The sequence below is a fragment of the Pseudomonas sp. LP_7_YM genome, from assembly GCF_004364435.1.
Lineage (GTDB): Bacteria > Pseudomonadota > Gammaproteobacteria > Pseudomonadales > Pseudomonadaceae > Aquipseudomonas.
Genome location: NZ_SOCT01000013.1, coordinates 26243 through 45897 on the forward strand (window position 1 = coordinate 26243; position 19655 = coordinate 45897).

A 19655-nucleotide genomic window follows, 5' to 3' on the forward strand; every position below is an offset into this window, starting at 1 on the left:
CAACCTTGACAGTAGACATGGGTGCCTGGCGGTGGTAAGCGATACCTGGCACCGTGCCATGCAGCGCCAGGTCACCGTCGACCCGGCGGACCTGACGATGAACTCAGTCCAGCGTAGGATCGATCACCAACACCACCTTGCCCGACACCTGATTGGTCGCCAGTTGCGCGTAAGCCTCTTCGGCTGCACTGATCGGAAAACTGCGCGCCAGCTGCGGCTTCAACCGGCCTTCGGTGAATAACGGCCAGACATGCTGCCCCAGATCGCTGAGCAGGTCGGCCTTGAATTGATCATCGCGGCTGCGCAGGGTTGAACCCAGAATGTGAATACGCTTGCTCAGCACCTGAGCGAAATCCACTTCGGCCTTGCGTCCGCCCATCAGACCGATCAGCACCACACGCCCGTCGTTTGCCATCACCTTAAGGTTCAGCGCAGCATAGTTGGCGCCCACCGGATCGAGAACCACGTTGAAAGGTCCGAAATCACTGAGAGCATCGAGGCTCTCGCTGCGAATCACTCCGCCCTGCGCCCCCAGTTCCTCGCAGTACGCCAGGCGCTCGGCCGAGCCGACGCTGACCCAGCACGGACTGCCAAATGCCTTGCACAGCTGAATGGCGGCTGAACCAACACCACTTGCTCCGGCATGCAACAACACTTTTTCACCTGGCTTCAAGGCCGCCAACTGAAACAGGTTGAGCCAGGCCGTCGCATAAACCTCCGGGATGCCGGCAGCCTCGTGCAGCGACATCCCCTGCGGAACGGGCAAAACGTGCCGCGCGTCGACCACGACCTCTTCGGCCATCGCGCCACCGGCAACCAGCGCACACACGCGGTCTCCGACTTCCCACGCGGTTCCGGACCCCACTTCGGCGATCACCCCGGAACACTCCATACCCAGGATTTCCGTGACGCCAGGCGGTGGCGGATACAGGCCCGCCCGCTGCAACAAATCGGCTCGATTGAGTCCTGCCGCAGCGACCTTGATGCGAACTTGCCCTACATCCAGTGCCGGCGATGGCTGTTCAGCCCATACCACGTGACCTTCAACGCCTTGCAATGCTTTCACGGTGCCTCCATAGTGAGTCTCGACTGAGCCCGTTGTGCTTCATGGCACACGGGCTTTTTGCATTATGCGACCGGGTTTCGCCCCAGGTTGTGTGAAATACGTCACGAGCGACGGCAACACAGGTAGCCAAGCGCAGTCGTTTTCACGGAGCCTGAAAGGAACCGGCGACCTCAAAGACGGCCTAATATGCGTTATCAATTGTCCCCGCGTCGAATCAGCATGAAGCATTTCTTACCCGGCAGCACCCTTGCATTAGTCATTGGCCTGACTGCCCTGCCAATGTCAGCCAGCACGTTCGCAGCCAATAGCTGGGACAATCTTCAACCGGATCGCGATGAAGTCACCGCCAGCCTGAATGTCGTGGAACTGCTCAAGCGCCACCACTACAGCAAGCCGCCGCTGGATGACAAACGCTCGGAGATTATCTATCAGAGCTACCTCAAGCTCCTCGACCCTGCGCGCAGTTACTTTCTGGCCAGCGACATCGTCGAGTTCGACAAGTGGCGCTTTCAGTTCGACGACTTCCTCAAGGGCGGCGATCTGAACCCGGGATTCACTATCTACAAGCGCTATCTGGACCGCATCAAATCGCGTCTGGATTTCGCCCTGGCCCAATTGGATAAAGGCGTCGACAAAATCGACCTGACCACCAACGAAACCTTGCTGGTCGATCGCAAGGACGCGCCTTGGCCCAAGAACGAAGCCGAACTCGATGACCTGTGGCGCAAGCGCGTCAAGGACGAGGTACTGCGCCTGAAGATCGCGGGCAAAGACCCGGCGAAGATTCAGGAAACCCTGACCAAGCGCTACAAGAACCAGCTGGCGCGCCTGGGTCAGACCCGCAGCGAAGACATCTTTCAGGCATACCTGAACACCTTCGCGATGTCCTACGATCCGCACACCAACTACCTGTCGCCTGACAGCGCGGAAAACTTCGATATCAATATGAGTCTGTCGCTGGAAGGCATCGGCGCCGTCCTGCAAAGCGATAACGACAACGTCAAGATCGTGCGCCTGGTGCCGGCCGGTCCTGCCGCCAAGACCAAGCAAGTCGCCACCGCAGACAAGATCATCGGCGTTGCCCAGGGCGATAAAGAGATGGTCGACGTGATCGGCTGGCGCCTGGACGAAGTGGTCAAACTGATCCGCGGTCCGAAAGGCTCGGTCGTACGTCTTGAAATCGTGCCGGCCAGCAACGCGCCGAGCGATCAGACCACCAAGATCGTGTCGATCACCCGCGAAGCGGTGAAGCTCGAAGAGCAGGCAGCCAAGAAGTCAATCCTGCACCTCAATCAGGACGGCAAGGATTACAAGCTGGGCGTAATCGAGGTGCCCGCCTTCTATCTGGACTTCAAGGCGTACCGTGCCGGCGATCCCGAATACAAGAGCACCACGCGCGACGTGAAAAAACTGCTGACCGAACTGCAGTCCGACAAAGTCGACGGCGTAGTCATCGACCTGCGCAACAACGGCGGCGGTTCGCTGCAGGAAGCCACCGAGCTGACCAGCCTGTTTATCGACAAGGGCCCGACCGTACTGGTGCGTAATGCCGACGGTAAGGTCGACGTGCTTGAAGATGAAAACAGCGGCGCGTTCTACAAGGGGCCAATGGCATTGCTGGTCAACCGCCTCTCGGCCTCGGCTTCAGAGATTTTCGCCGGTGCCATGCAGGACTATCACCGCGCGCTAATCATCGGCGGCCAGACCTTCGGTAAAGGCACTGTACAAACCATTCAGCCGCTCAATCACGGTGAGCTGAAACTGACACTGGCGAAGTTCTATAGGGTTTCCGGTCAGAGCACCCAGCATCAGGGCGTACTGCCGGACATTGCTTATCCGTCGATCATTGACACCAAGGAAATCGGCGAAAGCGCACTTCCGGAAGCGATGGCCTACGACACCATCAAGCCTGCGATCAAACCAGCGGTGGACCCGTTCAAACCGTTCCTGGCCCAGTTGCAATCGGGTCACGACATCCGCTCTGCCAAAGACGCCGAATTCGTGTTCGTCGAACAGAAGCTGGCACTGGCCAAGAAGCTGATGAGCGAAAAAACCGTCAGTCTCAACGAAGCAGAGCGTCGCCGCGAGCATGCCGACATCGACAGCAAACAGCTGGTAATGGAGAACGTGCGTCGCAAGGCCAAGGGCGAAGAACCGCTCAAGGAGCTGAAGAAGGAAGACGAAGACGCGCTGCCAGCGGACGACGACAAGACCAAACCGGAAGACGACGCTTACCTGGCCGAAACAGGGCGGATTCTGATCGACTATCTGGGTCTGAGCGGGTCTGTGACGAAGAAGTGAGGTAAAAGGGTCCTGGGCACGCTTAACGGCGTCCCGGGCCCGGAAATTGCGACGGTTTGCAGGATGCAGCGGGGACGGCAAATAATCCCTGCAAAGTCATGAACCCGTCGTGAAAGAAAAGGGGTTCGACGCTAAGCGTCGAACCCCTTTTTTCTTGTCCCGAGATACGCTGGGAGGCGTACTCAAAAGCAACCTTCGCACGTATCACTGCCGTTCCAAGCGCAGCAGGATTTCAAGCGGCACAGTCTGTCATCCACGCGCCATTTACTTTGGCTTGGCCGGTTGCGGGTATTGGAACTCAAACACCCGAACCACTTCAGCGGCATGCCATGAAGCGGCGGCGATGCCGTCGGAAGGGCCGCAGAAGCGGTTCAGTCGTTCGGCGCATTCGAAAAAACCCGTGCGTGGAAGCCGGCTGGCGCCCTGGCTGATAACCAGTGAGCTGCGCAAGGGCTGTTCGGCGCGGGCATCGAGAGCGGCAAGGTGTTCGAGGGCGGCGGTCAGGGTTTGCATTGCAGGGGTGGGCAACTGCAAGCGTTCCAGCAGCGCGCGATAGGTGACCAGATGGCGCTGCTGACGCACCAGCTCCAGCTCATTGAGCAACGCGTCCCAATGCACACGGCTGATACGCACGCTCATGCCTCACCCCGCCAGCCGGGCACTCCCAACTCCCAGGCCAGGCTTCGTCGGATGGCTGCATCAGGCTGGCGGGCGCCGGTTTCGATCAACTCCAGATAAGAACGACTGATGCCGACCGCGCGCGCCAATTGCACCACATCAAGCCCCTTGGCCTGTCGCAGGGAGGCCAGTTGGTCGAACGAAGGGAGATCAGTGGAAACAGCAGTGTCCCTGTCGTCACATTGCACAGCGGGCGTTGGCTGAGGGGTGCCGCAGACGCCGGCCTCCTGCAGCAAAGCCTGATATTGCGCCCACGGCAGCACCGCGTACTCTGGCTCTCCATTGCGAAGAATAACCTGAAGATCCATACCACCCCCCTGTAGGACAAAATCCGTTTCTTGTCATGTTTGCTGATATGGGCGGCATCTTAACAGCGGATGAGGGATGAAAGGATGCGCTCAATCCATTGAGTTCTCGCAATAATCAGCGTGTTCAAGCCTTCATGAGAATGAAAGGCTTGCAGCGCAGTCTAGTCTTTCTTCTCCAGCTCCAGCAATTTGGGCGTATCGGGCAGACGCTCGACCACTGCCAACTTCTCTGGATTCTGCCGCTCACGCCAGACGCGAAAGGCGCTGAGCTCTGCGTCAAGATTTTTCATCACCCACGCCAGCACGGCGATGTCATCAAGCATACCCAGCCCCGGAATCCAGTCGGGGATGGCATCAAGCGGGCTGAGGAAGTACATCAATCCGGCAACGACTGACAGCATTGCTTTGCCACTGATAGCGCGGTATTCGCCGCGCCAATAAGCCAGACAAAGCGCCTGCAGCAGCTTCAGGTCATCCTTGAGCTTGCCCAGTCGATTACCTTCGCTGGCGGCCTTACCTGCAACAGCAAACAGCAAGGCAGGCAACCGCCCCGCTGCCATCAAGCGCTTGGCCATGGGGAGATAACGAATGAAATTCCACGGTGCTTTCATATCCGCTCCAGCGATATCGATAAAAATCGACCAATGGTCAATCGCTTCTGGTAGAAAAACCTGTCCCGTTAGCGCAACTGATAGCGCGCCAGGGTTATCCACACAAATTGTGGATAACCTTGTGAACATAGCCGCAATGTGGCCCTGAAACGCCCGTATTATCAGGGCTTGGCTCAAAACGCGCGTTTTTTACTCACATGAAAAAACACAAAAAATCGTTGACTTGAACACCTGACAGGCGCTAACCACCCCGCTGCGATGCTCTGAGCAAGGATCGACATATCCCGGCATTCGCGTATTACGTCATCAGTAATGGGACTGTACGTGAGCTGGCCGGTTCGATTTTTCTGGCGAAATGAAAATGCCCCGTCGAGACGGGGCATTTCATACAAGCGGTAATCTATGAATCGATTACTTCTTGGCTGCCGGCTTGGCAGGCTCTGCGGCCGGAGCAGCTTCTTCCTCGTCCGCGCCAGCTGCAGCCTTACCTGCTGCTGCCGGATCCTTGATGCCTAACAGTTCAAGGTCGAAGACCAGAACCGAGTTGGCCGGGATCATCGGGCTTGGGCTTTGCGCGCCGTACGCCAGATCGCTGGGAATGTAGAGTTTGACTTTCTCGCCGACATGCATCAGTTGCAGACCTTCAACCCAGCCAGGGATCACACCGCTGACAGGCAGATCGATCGGGCTGCCGCGTTCTACGGAGCTGTCGAACACCTTGCCGTTAGTCAGCTTGCCTTCGTAGTGAACGGTCACGACATCAGTAGGCTTGGGCACCGGGCCGTCAGCTTTCTTGATGACTTCGTACTGCAGACCGGAAGCGGTGGTAGTCACTTCCTTGCGCTTGCCGTTTTCTTCGAGGAATTTCTTGCCAGCCGTCGCCGACTCTTCGCTCATCTTGGTCATGCGCTCTTCAGCACGCTTTTGCAGCTCGCCGAAAGCTGCTACCAGCTCTTCATCTTTGAGTTTCTGATCTTTCTTGCCGACCGCATCTTCGATACCCAGCGCTACGGCTTTGGAATCCAGATCGTCCATACCTTCCTGAGCCAGGCTTTTGCCCATGTTCAGACCGATGCCATAAGAGGCTTTTTGTGCCGGGGTTTTCAGCTCAACGGTGCTGGCTTGCTTGTCGCAGCCCGCGAGTACCAGACCAACCAGGGCAATCGCCGCTGCCAACCGATGCTGTTTCATCCTGTTTCCTTGTTCATGCGCCAATAGGGCAAACGAGTAAAGCCGCGAGCTTATCAGGCTGCCGCGATCAATGGCTACCGGCATGAGAGGGGGAAAAGTCAGATAAGTTCAGGTAGCCAAAGGATTTCTGGTTTGATCGAGAAAACTGTTCAGTTGCGGTTCAGCCCAGGAGCCGATGGCGTCCACCGCAACCCGACGTTATCCATCGTTGCTCTGTCCAATGCTGATCGACCATCGTGTACTCACGGGTAACCGGGGTGCGAACCAATGGGCTCGATCTTCGATCGGCATGGCATGGTGCAGGCGGAAGAATATCCGCATCAGGTTGTCGCGGTACCACTCACGTACCTGCAGGTAGTAGCCGCGCAGACCCGGAAGGCCTGCACGATGAGCCAGCACAATGGTTTTGGGCCAGGTTGGAAACGACTGTAATGGCAGGTCCCTCAGCGCAGGTCGAGCAGTGGCGGGATCGGTTTCCCAAGGGAGACGATGAGGACAATCATCGAGGTCTTCATAAGCCGTTGGCGGACGCCCAAGCAAATCACTACCGCTGCTAGCAAGTGCCGTACCGATACACAGATTGCCCTGCACAACAAACACGTGAGCTTCGGTGAGTGCGTCTTTGGAGTGACCCTGCCCGGCATGCAGCCTCCTTGCTGATGGTGATGAACAAAAAACGATGCGCGGGAAATCGTGAAACCGGGCCGGCGGCGTAGCCCACCAGGTTTGAAGCCCGTTTGGGGCAGCACGCTGCTACGGGTCCAGAAACAAAAAAAGCGACCCTAAGGTCGCTTTCTTTGTCGTTACGAGGAGTTCAAGGGCCTCGCAACTTAATATGGCGCAGCGGACGGGACTCGAACCCGCGACCCCCGGCGTGACAGGCCGGTATTCTAACCGACTGAACTACCGCTGCGCGTAACACATGAAACGAATGGTGGGTGATGACGGGATCGAACCGCCGACATTCTGCTTGTAAGGCAGACGCTCTCCCAGCTGAGCTAATCACCCTTCGCTTCGGTGTGGCGCGCATTCTACGGAGCGCTCAAAACTCTGGCAAGCACTTTTGCAAATAATTTTATAATCCAACCAAAGGCTTACATCAGGGTTGGCCGCAGGGTCAGGGCAGCGAATAATGCCCCCCTTTGTATAAAGGAGAGATGTACCCCATGTGGTTCAAAAACCTGCTTGTCTATCGCCTGACCCAGGACCTGCCATTTGACGCCGAGGCGCTGGAAACCGCATTGGCGACCAAGCCCGCACGCGCGTGTGCCAGCCAGGAGTTGACCACTTACGGTTTTGTCGCCCCGTTCGGCAAGGGCGAAGACGCCCCGCTGGTCCACGTCAGCGGTGATTTCATGCTGGTCTCGGCGCGCAAGGAAGAACGCATCCTGCCGGGCAGCGTGGTCAATGATGCGCTTAAAGAGAAAGTCGAAGAGATCGAGACCGAGCAAATGCGCAAGGTCTATAAAAAGGAACGCGATCAGCTCAAGGACGAAATCATCCAGGCCTTCCTGCCGCGTGCCTTTATCCGTCGTTCAATGACCTTTGCTGCCATCGCGCCCAAGCAAGGCGTCATCCTGGTCAACGCTTCGAGCCCCAAACGCGCCGAAGACCTGCTCTCCACCCTGCGTGAAGTGGTTGGCTCCTTGCCCGTACGTCCGGTCACCGTGAAGACCGCACCCACTGCTGTCATGACCGAGTGGGTCAAGAGCGGTCAGACCGCCGAGAACTTCTTCGTCCTTGATGAATGCGAGCTTCGCGATACCCATGAAGACGGCGGCATTGTGAAATGCAAACGCCAGGACCTGACCAGCGATGAAATCCAGCTGCACCTGAGTACCGGCAAGGTGGTGACGCAGCTGTCGCTGGCCTGGCAGGACAAGCTGTCTTTCGTGCTGGACGACAAGCTGGGCGTCAAGCGCCTGAAGTTCGAAGACCTGCTGCAGGATCAGGCCGAACAGGATGGCGGTGACGATGCACTGGGTCAGCAGGATGCCAGCTTCACCCTGATGATGCTGACCTTCGGCGAGTTCCTGCCGGAACTGTTCGAAGCATTGGGCGGCGAAGAGATTCCGCAAGGTATCTGATCGGACTGCCCTGCAGGAGCGGACCCATTGCAGGCCGGCTCCCGCAGTTGGCGTTGCTGAGCCCACAATAAAAGGAGCAAGCCATGCGTGCCCTGGCTGCATTGAGTCGTTTTGTCGGTAACACCTTTGCGTACTGGGTGCTGCTGTTCGCTGTGCTGGCATTCCTGTTCCCGAGCTGGTTCATCAGCCTCAAGGTTCTGATCGTGCCGCTGCTGGGGCTGGTCATGTTTGGCATGGGGCTGACCCTGAAACTGGACGACTTCTCCGAAGTCGTGCGACATCCGTGGCGAGTGGCACTTGGCGTGATCGCACACTTCATGATCATGCCGGGCGTTGCCTGGTTGCTGTGTCAGGCTTTCCATCTGCCAGCCGAAATCGCCGTGGGTGTGATTTTGGTAGGTTGCTGCCCCAGCGGTACGTCGTCCAACGTGATGACCTGGCTGGCCAAAGGGGATCTTGCGCTGTCGGTGGCCATCGCAGCTGTCACCACCCTGCTCGCTCCGCTGCTGACCCCGGCGCTGATCTGGTTGCTGGCTTCGGCGTGGCTGCCGGTGTCCTTCATGGAGATGTTCTGGTCGATTCTGCAATTGGTGATGCTACCCATCGTGCTCGGCGTCATCGCGCAGCGTCTGCTTGGCGACAAGGTGCGATACGCGGTGGACGTGCTGCCGCTGATCTCGGTGGTGAGCATCGTGATGATCGTGTGCGCAGTGGTCTCAGCCAGCCAGGGCAGGATCGCCGAATCCGGCCTGCTGATCATGGCCGTAGTAATCCTGCACAACAGCTTCGGTTTCCTGTTGGGCTACTTCACCGGCAAGCTGTTCAAGCTGCCGCTGGCCCAGCGCAAGTCGCTGTCGCTGGAAGTCGGCATGCAGAACTCAGGCCTGGGTGCCGCCCTCGCCGCCGCGCATTTCTCACCGTTGGCGGCAGTGCCAAGCGCACTGTTCAGCGTGTGGCATAACATCTCGGGTGCGCTGCTTTCGACGTATTTCAGGAAGATGACCCCGGACGGGGTAGTGGCGCAGGATGAGCCGGTGGTGAATGAGCGTCCGTGAAGCGTGATCGACTTGCCGCCCGCGCGGCAAGTCGATCTGGGTAGGCAAGTGAGCGAGTAAAGCCCTCGCTCCATTACCCAGGATGACTATGAAGCCTGAGGGGGGTTCCTGACGCCCAGCTCCAGATCGCTCTCCTGACCGCTCTGCGACTCACCTTTCATGAAATCGACTAACGCCTTTCCTCCATAAGCCAGCCCTTCCCCAACCTTTCGAACCCCCGCGCTGGTGGCCACGACTGCCGCCTGAGAGGGTGCCTGCAGTACGCCGCGTCCCCGGTGAACGGCATTTTCCACGGCCCGGGACTTAGTGCCCTCGGCAGTGGTATGCGGCAACGTGTCACGACCTGGCGCCACCAGATTATTGCCCACGTTCCCCATGCGACCGGTTCCGCCCTTTTTAGCCTCCGGTTTGGTCTGCATGGCCGCAAAAAACGATGACAAAGTCAGCGATGGGCCAAAGCCGGCCACCAGCAACTTGCTGGTGATATGCGCCGGAGAATCGTGGCCCAGATGCTTCACGCTGTCTGAAACGGCAGTCGAGATGCCTACACCCTGGATTGATCCGGCTATCTTGCTCAGGAAGGCTTCCAGCACTTCCCTTTCGCGCAGGTCCACTGCCTTGACGCCGTCACTGCCGACCTTGGCCAGCCGATCCAGCAGCTTACCGTCTACATCCTTCGGTACATGGGTGGGCAGTTTGCGTCCTTGATCGTCTTCCACCGTGGTCGTCAATTGATTAAAGGTTTGCAGCAGAGCCATCAGAAAGCCGCCGGAGGCCGACGCCAATATCAGTGCGGGAATGCTTTTTTTCGGCAGCACCCCAGCATCGACCAATGCCTCCAATGCAAGCTGCGCAGCACCAAATGAGCCAAAGCCTGTCAGTTCGCCTTTCATGGTGCCGAATTTGTGGTTGTTTTGCGCTTGGGTAAAAGTAGCGCGCAGCTTATCGATGCTGGCCTTCGCCTCCTTCATCTGTGCATCGGTGCGCGTGTGGACCACACCGTCACGCGTGAACGTGCGCACAGGATTGGGAATGACTTCGGTGGCGGCAACCGTACGCACGCCTTTGCCCCCCATGGCGCCCATCACTTCCTGACTGGCAGGACGAACGGTGTTATTGACCAGCTCGTGTGCCACGCCCAGCCCGAGTCCCGCCGTGCCTACGCGCCGGGCAAAACCTTCGTCCGCCTGAGTCGATTCGATGGTGCCGCGAGTGGCGCCGAAATGAAGGGCCGACGCAATCAATTGAGCGAATGCGGCTGGCGTAGCGGCGCGCAAAATATTCGCGTAACTGCGTTGCTGCTCGTACCTGGCAAGGATCTGCGGCAGCTTCACATTCCCCAATGCCGCCTTCATCTGTTCCGGCGGATTGTAGGCTTGTTTGATGTCAGTCAGCGTTGCGTGCACGGCCTGCCAGTTACCACGTTCTGCTTGCAGTTCAGTCTGTCTGGACTGCGCACCCGGTGCAGGTTGCTGTTTGAGCTCGCTACTGACCTTCTTCAGCTCTTCATCCAGATCCGTCAACCGTTGCTGACTGGTGCCAATGCAGGCGTCGAGCTGGCGCGAGGTATTAGTCCCGACACGAACCGCATATTCGATGAAGGCCTGCCGGCTGGACTCGACATGGCGCTTGTCTTCCGGACTCAGCCCCTCGGAGTTGAGCGCTTCCTCATAACGAGAGTGGCTGATTTCCAGCGAGCGGACCAGGGCCTGATCACTGTCAGCCAAGGCCTGAACCACTGCCTGTGTCTGCAGATCCGATCCGGGTTTTTGTGTGCCCAGGAGTTCCAAAGCATCTTTAACCCGCTGACCGCTTTCGACCAATGCCGAATGATCCTGAACGTGCGCGGCCGCCAGGTCTTCATGCAGGTTGCCCGCGACATTTTCATACAGCATGTCAGGCAGCGCCTTGAGCAACTTCCCCTGTAATGCGAACTGTTCGATGTGCAGTTGCAGGCTGTGCTCACCGCTTTGAAACCTGGCCGCCAATCGGCCGGCCGCCTCACGCAACGCGCCAGAAGCCTTGGCACTGTCACGTCGCTCTGATGAAGCTGAACGCAACTGGCCAGAGGTAGCGACGGGTTGGTTGGAAACACGCGCTTCGATAGCGGGCGGCTGACGCGAGGTGCTGGCCTCTTCAACCCTGGCATTGGTAATGCTGTCGATGCTGCTCGTCCGGTGAAGCGAGCTCATGCCGGGAATGGTCATAAGGTGCTCCTCAGTGCCGGACTGGATTGCAGGGCCCGCTGTGTGGCGCTCAAGGGTGCAGACGCCCGCGTGGGTGATTCCTTCGCTGAGTCAGACAGAAAATGGTTTAAACGCCAGGCCTTTGCCATATCGGAAAACTGCCCGAGCAGACCTGAAAAGGTCGGCGCGTCGATGTCTTTGAGGGGAACGCGGCACGCCAGCACCACACGCTGCGTCACCTCATTGAACGACAGTCCGGGCGCGCCAGGGCTGTCGAACAAATAGAAATTGGTTTCCAGCAGACGCTTCATGACCTCTTCGGATTTTCGGGTCGGTAGAGGACCGAAGTCGCACAGGACAGAGACAGTCCCCTGCCCGACGTCATCAAGGTAATACAGGGAAAAGTTGACATCGCGCACCGCCAGGTGGGTGTCGTGATAGAGCGCAGCGACATCGGGGATAAGGAGGTGCTGGCAGATTTGATCGACGAACTGTCGATAGTGTTCGGAAGCCATAATTATTAGAACTCTTATTATTGATGAGTTGGCACCCGAGGCCACCGCTTAACGTGAAACGGCAGGAGTGGTGGCCTCGGCGGCGGGTTGAAGCTAAAGGTCGTGTCATCAAGACAAGACTTCTCATCGATGCGTGGTCAAAAACCAGGAACAGTTCCAGAAACACCCGCCCATACGTCAGGCAGTCCAGGCACGTTGAGGCCCCCTCATCTGAAGCGACTACCGACGGTTTCCGCGCAGCTCGGCCACTCGCTCGCGCAGCAACGCAGGGCGCGACTCATCTCCTGTGATCGCCGGCCCTGCCACCAGTGTCACCTGCGACCGCAGCCTGCGAAACACGCCCTTATCGGGGTCGCGGCTGAAGAAGCTGCCCCATAGTCCCTGCAGCGCCATCGGAATCACCGGCACCTCGGTTTCTTGCAGCACCCGGGTCATGCCGCTCTTGAACTCGTCGATATCGCCGGTGATGGTCAGCTTGCCTTCCGGAAAAATGCACACCAGTTCGCCTTCCTTCAGGTACTCGGCGATGCGCTTGAATGCCTGATCGTAAATCTGCACATCTTCGCCGCGACCGGCAATCGGGATAGCGCCCGCCGTGCGGAAGACGAAGTTGAGCACCGGCAGGTTGAAGATCTTGTAGTACATGACAAAACGGATCGGCCGCCGCACCGAGCCTGCGATCAGCAACGCATCAACGAACGACACGTGGTTGCACACCAATAAAGCTGCGCCTTCATCGGGAATCTGCTCCAGATCGCGGTGCTCGACGCGGTACATGGAGTGGCTGAGCAGCCAGATCATGAAGCGCATGGTGAACTCGGGGACGATCTTGAAGATGTAGGTGTTGACCGCGATGTTCATCAGCGAGATGACCAGGAACAGCTGCGGGATCGACAGCTTCACCACGCTCAGAAAAATGATCGACACGATCGCCGACACCACCATGAACAGCGCGTTGAGGATGTTGTTCGAGGCGATCACCCGCGAGCGCTCTTTCTCCGGCGTGCGCGACTGGATCAGCGCGTACAGCGGCACGATGTAGAAGCCGCCGAAGATACCGATGCCGAGAATATCCAGCAGCACCCACCAGGCTTGCCTGTACCCGAGAACCGCCAGCCAGTCGTTGGCCTGGACGTTCTGCGGGAACTCTCCCGAATGCCACCACAGCAGCAGGCCAAACACGGTCAGCCCCATGGAGCCGAACGGCACCAGACCGATTTCCACTTTGCGACCCGACAGCCGCTCACAGAGCATCGAGCCTGCCGCGATGCCGATGGAGAACACTGTAAGAATCAGCGTGACGACCGTTTCATCGCCGTAGAGGAATTGCTTGGCATAAGCCGGAATCTGCGTCAGGTAGATCGCGCCGACGAACCAGAACCACGAGTTGCCAACGATGGAGCGCGATACGGCTTGGGTCTGACCCAGGCCCAGTTTCAGCGTGGCCCAGGATTCGCTGAAGATGTTCCAGTTCACGCGCATGTCCGGGCTGGCCGCGGCAGCCGGCGGAATGCTGCGGCTGGCGAGGTAACCCAGACAGGCCACCAGCACCATGGCAGTCGAGACAAGGGCCGCGTAATGGGTGGCGGACATCATGATGCCGGCGCTTATGGTCCCGGCCAGAATCGCCAGGAAGGTGCCCATTTCCACCAGGCCGTTGCCGCCCACCAGTTCGTTCTCGTGCAGGTGCTGCGGCAGGATCGAGTATTTGACCGGGCCGAACAGCGCCGAATGCGTGCCCATGGCGAACAACGCCGCGAGCATCAAGGACAGATGTCCGAAGACAAACCCCACCGCGCCGAGCAGCATGATGCCGATCTCCAGCACCTTGATCATGCGGATCAGCCGGTCCTTGGGGTACTTTTCGCCAAACTGCCCGGCCAACGCCGAGAACAGGAAGAACGGCAAGATAAACAGCATGGCGCACAGATTGACGTAGATCGAGCGATCGCCGTCGATGGTCAGTTTGTAGAGAATGGCGAGGATCAGCGATTGCTTGAAGATGTTGTCGTTGAACGCCCCAAGGGACTGGGTTACGAAAAAGGGCAGAAAGCGCCGTTTGCCCAACAGACTGAATTGCGACTGACTCATCAAACGTGTCCTTAATGGCGCCGCTATCGGCTTTTGGAATTGGAACGCCGGGGTGTCGATCCGAGCCACATTGAAGACGTAACCGGCGTCCCTGTCGATAGGCATACATTCTGTCGCAGCGAATTCAGTCACCAGGGGCAGACACAACCCCCTATCCAAAGCTTTCTTCGCAGGTGCCGCGCCAAGACAAGGAAGCAGTCAGGGCTTGAGACCCGCAATGCACGGCGAGACGAATAGCTCTCCTTTATAAGCCCCCACCAGCGTGCGCTTCATGATCATCAGCCAAAGCGCAGCCAACCCCGCCGCCAACAAACTGCCGAGCACTGCGAAGAACCCCAGATTCAACACGGCATACAATTTCAGCGTGGTCAGGGCAAACACCCCTAACGGGAAGGTGAAGCCCCACCAACCGAGGTTGAACGGGATACCGTTACGCAGATAGCGTGCGGTGATCAGCCCGGCCAGCAACAGCCACCACACGCCAACGCCCCAGAGAACAATGCCCGCGATCAACCCCAGTCCTGCGGCGATCTCCCCTGCCCCGCGCATGCCATGACCCGCGAAGATGGCAGGTGCGTCGGCGCCGAGCACCAGCAGTCCGAAGGCACCGGTGCTGATCGGGCCCAGCGCCAGCCAACTCGATGCAGCCATGCTTTCGTGAGGCAGTTTGTGCAGGGCCATGCGCAACAACAGGATGGTCAGGATGCTGAACGCCACGGGCACCGACAATCCCCACAGCACGTAACAGGTGATGAGCACGCTAAATTGACTGTCAGCCAGATGCGGTGCCAGCAAGCCGCCACTGGCGGCTGCGACTTCGGCCGCCACCACCGGCAGCAGCCACACGGCTGTCATCTGGTCGATGCGATGCTCCTGGCGGGTGAACATCATGAACGGGATCACCACCCCACAAGCCATGGCCATCGCCACATCGAGCCACCACAGTGCCTCGGCCAGGGGGAGTACGCCGCTACCCCAGCGCGGCAGGCCGAAGGTCAGCAGACCGTTGATGATCGTCGCCAAGCCCATGGGGATCGTGCCGAAGAACATCGAAACCGTCGAATGCCCGAAGATTCGCCGCGCCTCGTCGAAGAACAGCACCCAGCGCGCGGCATACAGAAAACTGAAAAGCAGGAACAGAGCGATGTTGAGCACCCACAGCGCTTCAGCCACTTGATACACACAAGGTATGTGCACCGGAAGCTGGGTCAGCACGGCGGACAGAATCCCGGTGCCCATGGTCGCGGCAAACCAGTTGGGAGTGAATTGGCGAATGACTTCCCGAGGATGAGTCAGTTGGTTTAAGGGTCTGGTCGGGATGAACTGACGGGGATTCATGGCGCGCTCCTGTCCTCGTGTGAGGGAGTGCCCATGGTACGGCGCGACCGGTTATCTATTAAGCGGGTAGTTTCACTATAGGTCATAGATTTTGCAGATATGGAAATACGGCCCGCAGCATTGACGGCTCTATCCAGAGCGACAGCCCCCCGTGTGAGCGGGCTTGCTCTCGAGTGCTAATTGACTTTCGCTTGGATGACGCATGAAAAACCGCTTTTGTGAGCCAGCTTACTCCCACAGCTCATCGTCGTTTGCAAAATGTGCGAAAGGCCCCGCCGCCGGGTAGCCCCTGCGACACCACGCCGCTCAGACCTTGGTCGACAAAGACGAACGACAGTCGGCGTGCGAGACTGTGTGGCCTGCGACGGATCGCAGAACCGTTATCGCTTGATTCTGGAGTCCCCATGTCGCTGTCCAGCGGGCTGATCGCTGCCGTCGCCCTGGCCTATATGGCCATCATGTTTGCCATTGCCTTCTATGGCGACCGTCGCAGCGGCGCCTTGCCGCCGCGACTGCGCGCGTGGGTGTACAGCTTGTCGCTGGCGGTGTACTGCACCAGCTGGACCTTCTTTGGCGCAGTGGGCCAGGCCGCTGAGCAGTTATGGTCGTTCCTGCCGATCTACCTGGGGCCCATCGTGATGATGGTGCTGGCACCCTGGGTTCTGCAGAAAATGGTGCTGATCAGCAAGCAGGAGAGCATTACCTCCATCGCCGACTTCATCGCCGCCCGCTACGGTAAATCCCAGACACTGGCCGTGGTCGTCGCGCTGATCTGCCTGATTGGTGTACTGCCGTACATCGCACTGCAACTCAAAGGCATCGTCCTGGGGGTGAACATTCTGATCGGCGCGGGTGCGGACGCTACCGGCACCCGTGCGCAAGACACCGCGCTGATCGTGTCGCTGGTGCTGGCGCTGTTCACCATCGTCTTCGGCACGCGCAATCTGGACGCCACCGAACACCACCGCGGCATGGTGCTGGCCATTGCGTTCGAGGCGCTGGTCAAGCTATTCGCGTTCATGGCCGTGGGCGTGTTCGTGACCTTCGGCCTGTATGACGGAGTCGATGATCTGTTCAATCAGGCGATGCTCGCGCCACGCCTGGAAGAATATTGGAAAGAGACGATCAACTGGCCCTCGATGGTGGTGCAGACCGGCGTGGCAATGATGGCAATCGTCTGCCTGCCACGGCAGTTTCACGTGACCGTCGTCGAGAACATCGAGCCACAGGATCTGCGTCTGGCGAAATGGGTTTTCCCGATCTACCTGCTGCTGGCCGGGCTGTTCGTAGTGCCCATCGCGCTGGCCGGGCAAATGTTGCTGCCGGGGTCGGTGCTGCCGGACTCCTTCGTGATCAGTGTGCCGCTGGCGCATGCTCACCCGGCGCTGGCGCTGCTGGCGTTCATCGGTGGCGCATCGGCGGCCACCGGCATGGTGATCGTCGCCAGCGTCGCCCTGTCGACCATGGTCTCCAACGACATGCTGCTGCCGTGGCTGCTGCGACGCAAAACCGCCGAGCGTCCGTTCGAGGTGTTCCGCTACTGGATGCTCTCGGTGCGCCGGGTCAGCATCGTGGCAATCCTGTTGCTGGCCTATGTCAGCTACCGGTTGCTTGGCTCCACGGCGAGTCTGGCGACTATCGGCCAGATCGCCTTTGCTGCCATCACGCAACTGGCCCCGGCGATGATCGGCGCTCTGTACTGGAAACCGGCCAACCGCCGGGGCGTGTTCGCAGGCCTGGCAGCCGGGGTGTTCATCTGGTTCTACACCCTGGTGCTGCCGCTGATCGCTCACAGCATGGGCTGGTCACTGAGCAGTTTTCCGCTGCTGGCGTGGCTGCATGGCAATCCGCTCAACCTGCCAATCACCCCGCTGACCCAAGGCGTGGTGCTGTCGATGGCGGGCAATTTCATCTTGTTCGTCTGGGTCTCGCTGCTGTCGCGCACCCGGGTTTCGGAGCACTGGCAGGCGGGGCGCTTCATAGGCCAGGAACTGCAGGCCCGGCACAACAACCGCTCGCTGCTGGCGGTGCAGATCGAAGACCTGCTCAAGCTCTCGGCGCGCTTCGTTGGCGAAGAACGCGCGCAGCAAAGTTTCATCCGCTTTGCCTACCGCCAGGGCAAAGGCTTCAACCCCAATCAGAATGCCAATGCTGAATGGATCGCCCACACCGAGCGCCTGCTGGCCGGTGTGCTCGGCACCTCGTCGACCCGCGCCGTGGTCAAGGCCGCCATCGAAGGTCGCGACATGCAGCTGGAAGATGTGGTGCGCATCGCCGACGAAGCCTCCGAGGTGTTGCAGTTCAACCGCGCGCTGTTGCAAGGCGCTATCGAGAACATCACCCAAGGTATCAGCGTGGTCGATCAGTCGCTCAAACTGGTGGCCTGGAACGACCGTTATCTGGAGCTGTTCAACTATCCCGAAGGCCTGATCAGCGTAGGCCGGCCCATCGCCGATATCATTCGCTACAACGCCGAACGCGGATTGCTCGGGCCGGGCGAGGCCGAAGTGCACGTCGCTCGCCGCTTGCACTGGATGCGTCAGGGTCGTGCGCACACCTCCGAGCGGCTGTTCCCCAATGGCCGGGTGATCGAGTTGATCGGCAATCCCATGCCCGGCGGCGGTTTTGTCATGAGTTTTACCGACATCACCGCCTTCCGTGAGGCCGAGCAGGCACTCAAGGGCGTTAACGAAAGCCTGGAACAGCGCGTCGCCGAACGTACCCGCGAGCTGTCACAACTGAATGTCGCGCTCACCGATGCCAAGGCCCATGCAGAAGCGGCCAACCAGTCGAAGACCCGTTTTCTGGCGGCGGTCAGTCATGACCTGATGCAACCGATGAACGCCGCTCGGCTGTTCTCCGCTGCGCTACTGCACGTCGATAACAACATTCCCGACGAAGCACAAAAGCTGATTCAGCACCTGGACAGTTCGTTGCGCTCGGCCGAGGATTTGATCAGCGACCTGCTGGATATCTCTCGCCTGGAAAACGGCAAGTTCACCCCTACCCTCGCGCCATTTGCGCTTAACACGCTGTTCGACACCTTGGGGGCGGAGTTCAAGGCGTTGGCTCAGGAGCAGGGTTTGAGTTTCCGCGTTCGAGGCAGTCGCCTGCCAATCGCCAGCGACGTGAAGCTGCTGCGTCGCGTGTTGCAGAATTTTCTGACCAACGCCTTCCGTTATGCGAAGGGTCCGATTCTGCTGGGCGTGCGGCGCAAGGGCACCGACCTTAGCCTGGAAGTCTGGGATCGCGGGCCTGGGATCCCGGAGGACAAGCGTCAGGTGATTTTCGAGGAATTCAAACGCCTGGACAGCCACCAGACCCGGGCCGAAAAAGGCCTGGGGTTGGGCCTGGCGATTGCCGATGGCTTGTGTCGGGTTCTCGGTCACACCCTTGAGGTGCGCTCCTGGTCTGGCAAAGGCAGTGTGTTCAGCGTCACCGTGCCGCTGGCGCCAAGCCAGACCTTGCCGCAATCAGCAAGCGCCGAACTGCAACGTGCCGTGCTCAATGGCACCCAGGTGCTGTGCATCGACAATGAAGACAGCATCCTGATCGGCATGAACAGCCTGCTCAGCCGCTGGGGTTGTCAGGTATGGACAGCGCGCAACCGGGAGGAATGCCAAGCCCTGCTGGACCAGGGCATTCGTCCCCACCTGGCCCTGGTGGACTACCACCTGGACCACGGCGAGACCGGCACCGAACTGATGGCCTGGCTGCGTACACAGCTGGGCCAGCCGGTGCCCGGCGTGCTAATCAGCGCCGACGGCAGACCCGAACTGGTGGCTCAGGTACACGCGGCGGGCCTGGAATACCTGGCCAAACCGGTGAAGCCTGCAGCACTGCGGGCATTGTTGAGTCGGCATGTGAGTTTGAATTAGCCCTTGAGGCTGGCCCGAACAGCAACAAGCGCTACCCAATCACCCGCCCGTTCGACGCGGACGCCAGCAATTGTTTAGCAATACATGTTTTTGATCGACCGTAAGCTCGAAAACAGAGCCCGCGCTTGCCAGCGATGTAAAAAATGCCTGCGAATCTTTAAGCCGTTTTGGCTGGAGTTCCTTGCAGCCTCACCCTGCTGCGCCTCTTTATAAGTCCGGCAATGCATCGTCACGTCTAAAAAATGCCCTCTGCAATCAAAATCGCGCGCTTCTGTAAGCAATGGCCATTTGATATACAGGTGCGCTGAGCCATCCCTTAAAAACAAGAAAAGGCTTGGAGGACCCTTGAA

General features: G+C 59.0%; 13 protein-coding genes, 2 tRNA genes and 1 pseudogene. 4 read left to right on the plus strand and 12 right to left on the minus strand.

All coding sequences use genetic code 11. The features are described from left to right. Positions 1 to 103 precede the first annotated feature (103 nt). Positions 104 to 1066: an NAD(P)H-quinone oxidoreductase gene (locus EC915_RS21470; protein WP_133752523.1), complete on the minus strand. Its 963-nt coding sequence runs from the start codon at positions 1064 to 1066 to the stop codon at positions 104 to 106. Between the two features lie 219 nt (positions 1067 to 1285). On the opposite strand from EC915_RS21470, the gene EC915_RS21475 reads away from it, so the two are divergent. After that, on the plus strand, positions 1286 to 3367 hold the full coding sequence (locus EC915_RS21475; protein ID WP_177413415.1) for a carboxy terminal-processing peptidase: 2082 nt from the start codon (positions 1286 to 1288) through the stop codon (positions 3365 to 3367). 264 nt (positions 3368 to 3631) lie between these two features. Here the strand turns inward: EC915_RS21475 and EC915_RS21480 are convergent, their stop codons facing one another. The 7 genes and pseudogenes from EC915_RS21480 to EC915_RS21510 all read right to left on the minus strand — a co-directional run bounded on the left by EC915_RS21480 (position 3632) and on the right by EC915_RS21510 (position 7163). Further along, a complete protein-coding gene (locus EC915_RS21480; protein WP_133752525.1) occupies positions 3632 to 4006 on the minus strand; it encodes a hypothetical protein in 375 nt (124 codons plus the stop codon). Next, positions 4003 to 4353, minus strand: coding sequence for a helix-turn-helix domain-containing protein (locus EC915_RS21485; RefSeq protein WP_133752526.1), 351 nt, complete (start codon positions 4351 to 4353; stop codon positions 4003 to 4005). The genes EC915_RS21480 and EC915_RS21485 overlap by 4 nt, the downstream gene beginning before the upstream one ends. A gap of 161 nt (positions 4354 to 4514) precedes the next feature. Then, positions 4515 to 4964: a YkvA family protein gene (locus EC915_RS21490; protein ID WP_133752527.1), complete on the minus strand. Its 450-nt coding sequence runs from the start codon at positions 4962 to 4964 to the stop codon at positions 4515 to 4517. Between the two features lie 411 nt (positions 4965 to 5375). Beyond that, on the minus strand, positions 5376 to 6155 hold the full coding sequence (locus EC915_RS21495; RefSeq protein ID WP_133752528.1) for an FKBP-type peptidyl-prolyl cis-trans isomerase: 780 nt from the start codon (positions 6153 to 6155) through the stop codon (positions 5376 to 5378). Positions 6156 to 6389: 234 nt separating this feature from the next. Further along, positions 6390 to 6809 (minus strand): annotated as a pseudogene (locus EC915_RS21500) (alpha/beta hydrolase); the annotation flags it as partial. Between the two features lie 182 nt (positions 6810 to 6991). Then, positions 6992 to 7068 (minus strand) — tRNA-Asp (locus EC915_RS21505). Positions 7069 to 7087: 19 nt separating this feature from the next. After that, a tRNA-Val gene (locus tag EC915_RS21510) sits at positions 7088 to 7163 on the minus strand. A gap of 158 nt (positions 7164 to 7321) precedes the next feature. On the opposite strand from EC915_RS21510, the gene rdgC reads away from it, so the two are divergent. Together rdgC and EC915_RS21520 are read left to right on the plus strand one after the other, a co-directional pair. Beyond that, a complete protein-coding gene (gene rdgC, locus EC915_RS21515) occupies positions 7322 to 8242 on the plus strand; it encodes a recombination-associated protein RdgC (protein WP_133752529.1) in 921 nt (306 codons plus the stop codon). An 83-nt stretch (positions 8243 to 8325) separates the two neighbouring features. Beyond that, a complete protein-coding gene (locus EC915_RS21520) occupies positions 8326 to 9297 on the plus strand; it encodes a bile acid:sodium symporter family protein (RefSeq protein WP_133752530.1) in 972 nt (323 codons plus the stop codon). An 86-nt stretch (positions 9298 to 9383) separates the two neighbouring features. Here the strand turns inward: EC915_RS21520 and EC915_RS21525 are convergent, their stop codons facing one another. From EC915_RS21525 to EC915_RS21540, 4 genes are all read right to left on the minus strand, one after another. Next, positions 9384 to 11504, minus strand: coding sequence for a hypothetical protein (locus tag EC915_RS21525; protein WP_133752531.1), 2121 nt, complete (start codon positions 11502 to 11504; stop codon positions 9384 to 9386). Further along, complete coding sequence (locus tag EC915_RS21530) at positions 11501 to 11998, minus strand: CesT family type III secretion system chaperone (RefSeq protein WP_133752532.1); 498 nt, start codon at positions 11996 to 11998, stop codon at positions 11501 to 11503. Before EC915_RS21530 ends, EC915_RS21525 begins: the two co-directional genes overlap by 4 nt. Positions 11999 to 12217: 219 nt before the next feature. Beyond that, positions 12218 to 14092: an MFS transporter gene (locus tag EC915_RS21535; protein WP_133752605.1), complete on the minus strand. Its 1875-nt coding sequence runs from the start codon at positions 14090 to 14092 to the stop codon at positions 12218 to 12220. A 195-nt stretch (positions 14093 to 14287) separates the two neighbouring features. Beyond that, on the minus strand, positions 14288 to 15427 hold the full coding sequence (locus EC915_RS21540; protein WP_133752533.1) for a TDT family transporter: 1140 nt from the start codon (positions 15425 to 15427) through the stop codon (positions 14288 to 14290). Positions 15428 to 15831: 404 nt separating this feature from the next. On the opposite strand from EC915_RS21540, the gene EC915_RS21545 reads away from it, so the two are divergent. Further along, a complete protein-coding gene (locus EC915_RS21545) occupies positions 15832 to 19305 on the plus strand; it encodes a hybrid sensor histidine kinase/response regulator (RefSeq protein WP_133752534.1) in 3474 nt (1157 codons plus the stop codon). Positions 19306 to 19655: the final 350 nt, after the last annotated feature.

Excerpts from the sequence above, each read along its gene's own strand:
- EC915_RS21475 (WP_177413415.1), top strand. The coding sequence starts at position 1,286 with ATGAAGCATTTCTTACCCGGCAGCACCCTTGCATTAGTCATTGGCCTG.
- EC915_RS21480 (WP_133752525.1), bottom strand. The coding sequence starts at position 4,006 with ATGAGCGTGCGTATCAGCCGTGTGCATTGGGACGCGTTGCTCAATGAG.
- EC915_RS21485 (WP_133752526.1), bottom strand. The coding sequence starts at position 4,353 with ATGGATCTTCAGGTTATTCTTCGCAATGGAGAGCCAGAGTACGCGGTG.
- EC915_RS21490 (WP_133752527.1), bottom strand. The coding sequence starts at position 4,964 with ATGAAAGCACCGTGGAATTTCATTCGTTATCTCCCCATGGCCAAGCGC.
- EC915_RS21495 (WP_133752528.1), bottom strand. The coding sequence starts at position 6,155 with ATGAAACAGCATCGGTTGGCAGCGGCGATTGCCCTGGTTGGTCTGGTA.
- rdgC (WP_133752529.1), top strand. The coding sequence starts at position 7,322 with ATGTGGTTCAAAAACCTGCTTGTCTATCGCCTGACCCAGGACCTGCCA.
- EC915_RS21520 (WP_133752530.1), top strand. The coding sequence starts at position 8,326 with ATGCGTGCCCTGGCTGCATTGAGTCGTTTTGTCGGTAACACCTTTGCG.
- EC915_RS21525 (WP_133752531.1), bottom strand. The coding sequence starts at position 11,504 with ATGACCATTCCCGGCATGAGCTCGCTTCACCGGACGAGCAGCATCGAC.
- EC915_RS21530 (WP_133752532.1), bottom strand. The coding sequence starts at position 11,998 with ATGGCTTCCGAACACTATCGACAGTTCGTCGATCAAATCTGCCAGCAC.
- EC915_RS21540 (WP_133752533.1), bottom strand. The coding sequence starts at position 15,427 with ATGAATCCCCGTCAGTTCATCCCGACCAGACCCTTAAACCAACTGACT.
- EC915_RS21545 (WP_133752534.1), top strand. The coding sequence starts at position 15,832 with ATGTCGCTGTCCAGCGGGCTGATCGCTGCCGTCGCCCTGGCCTATATG.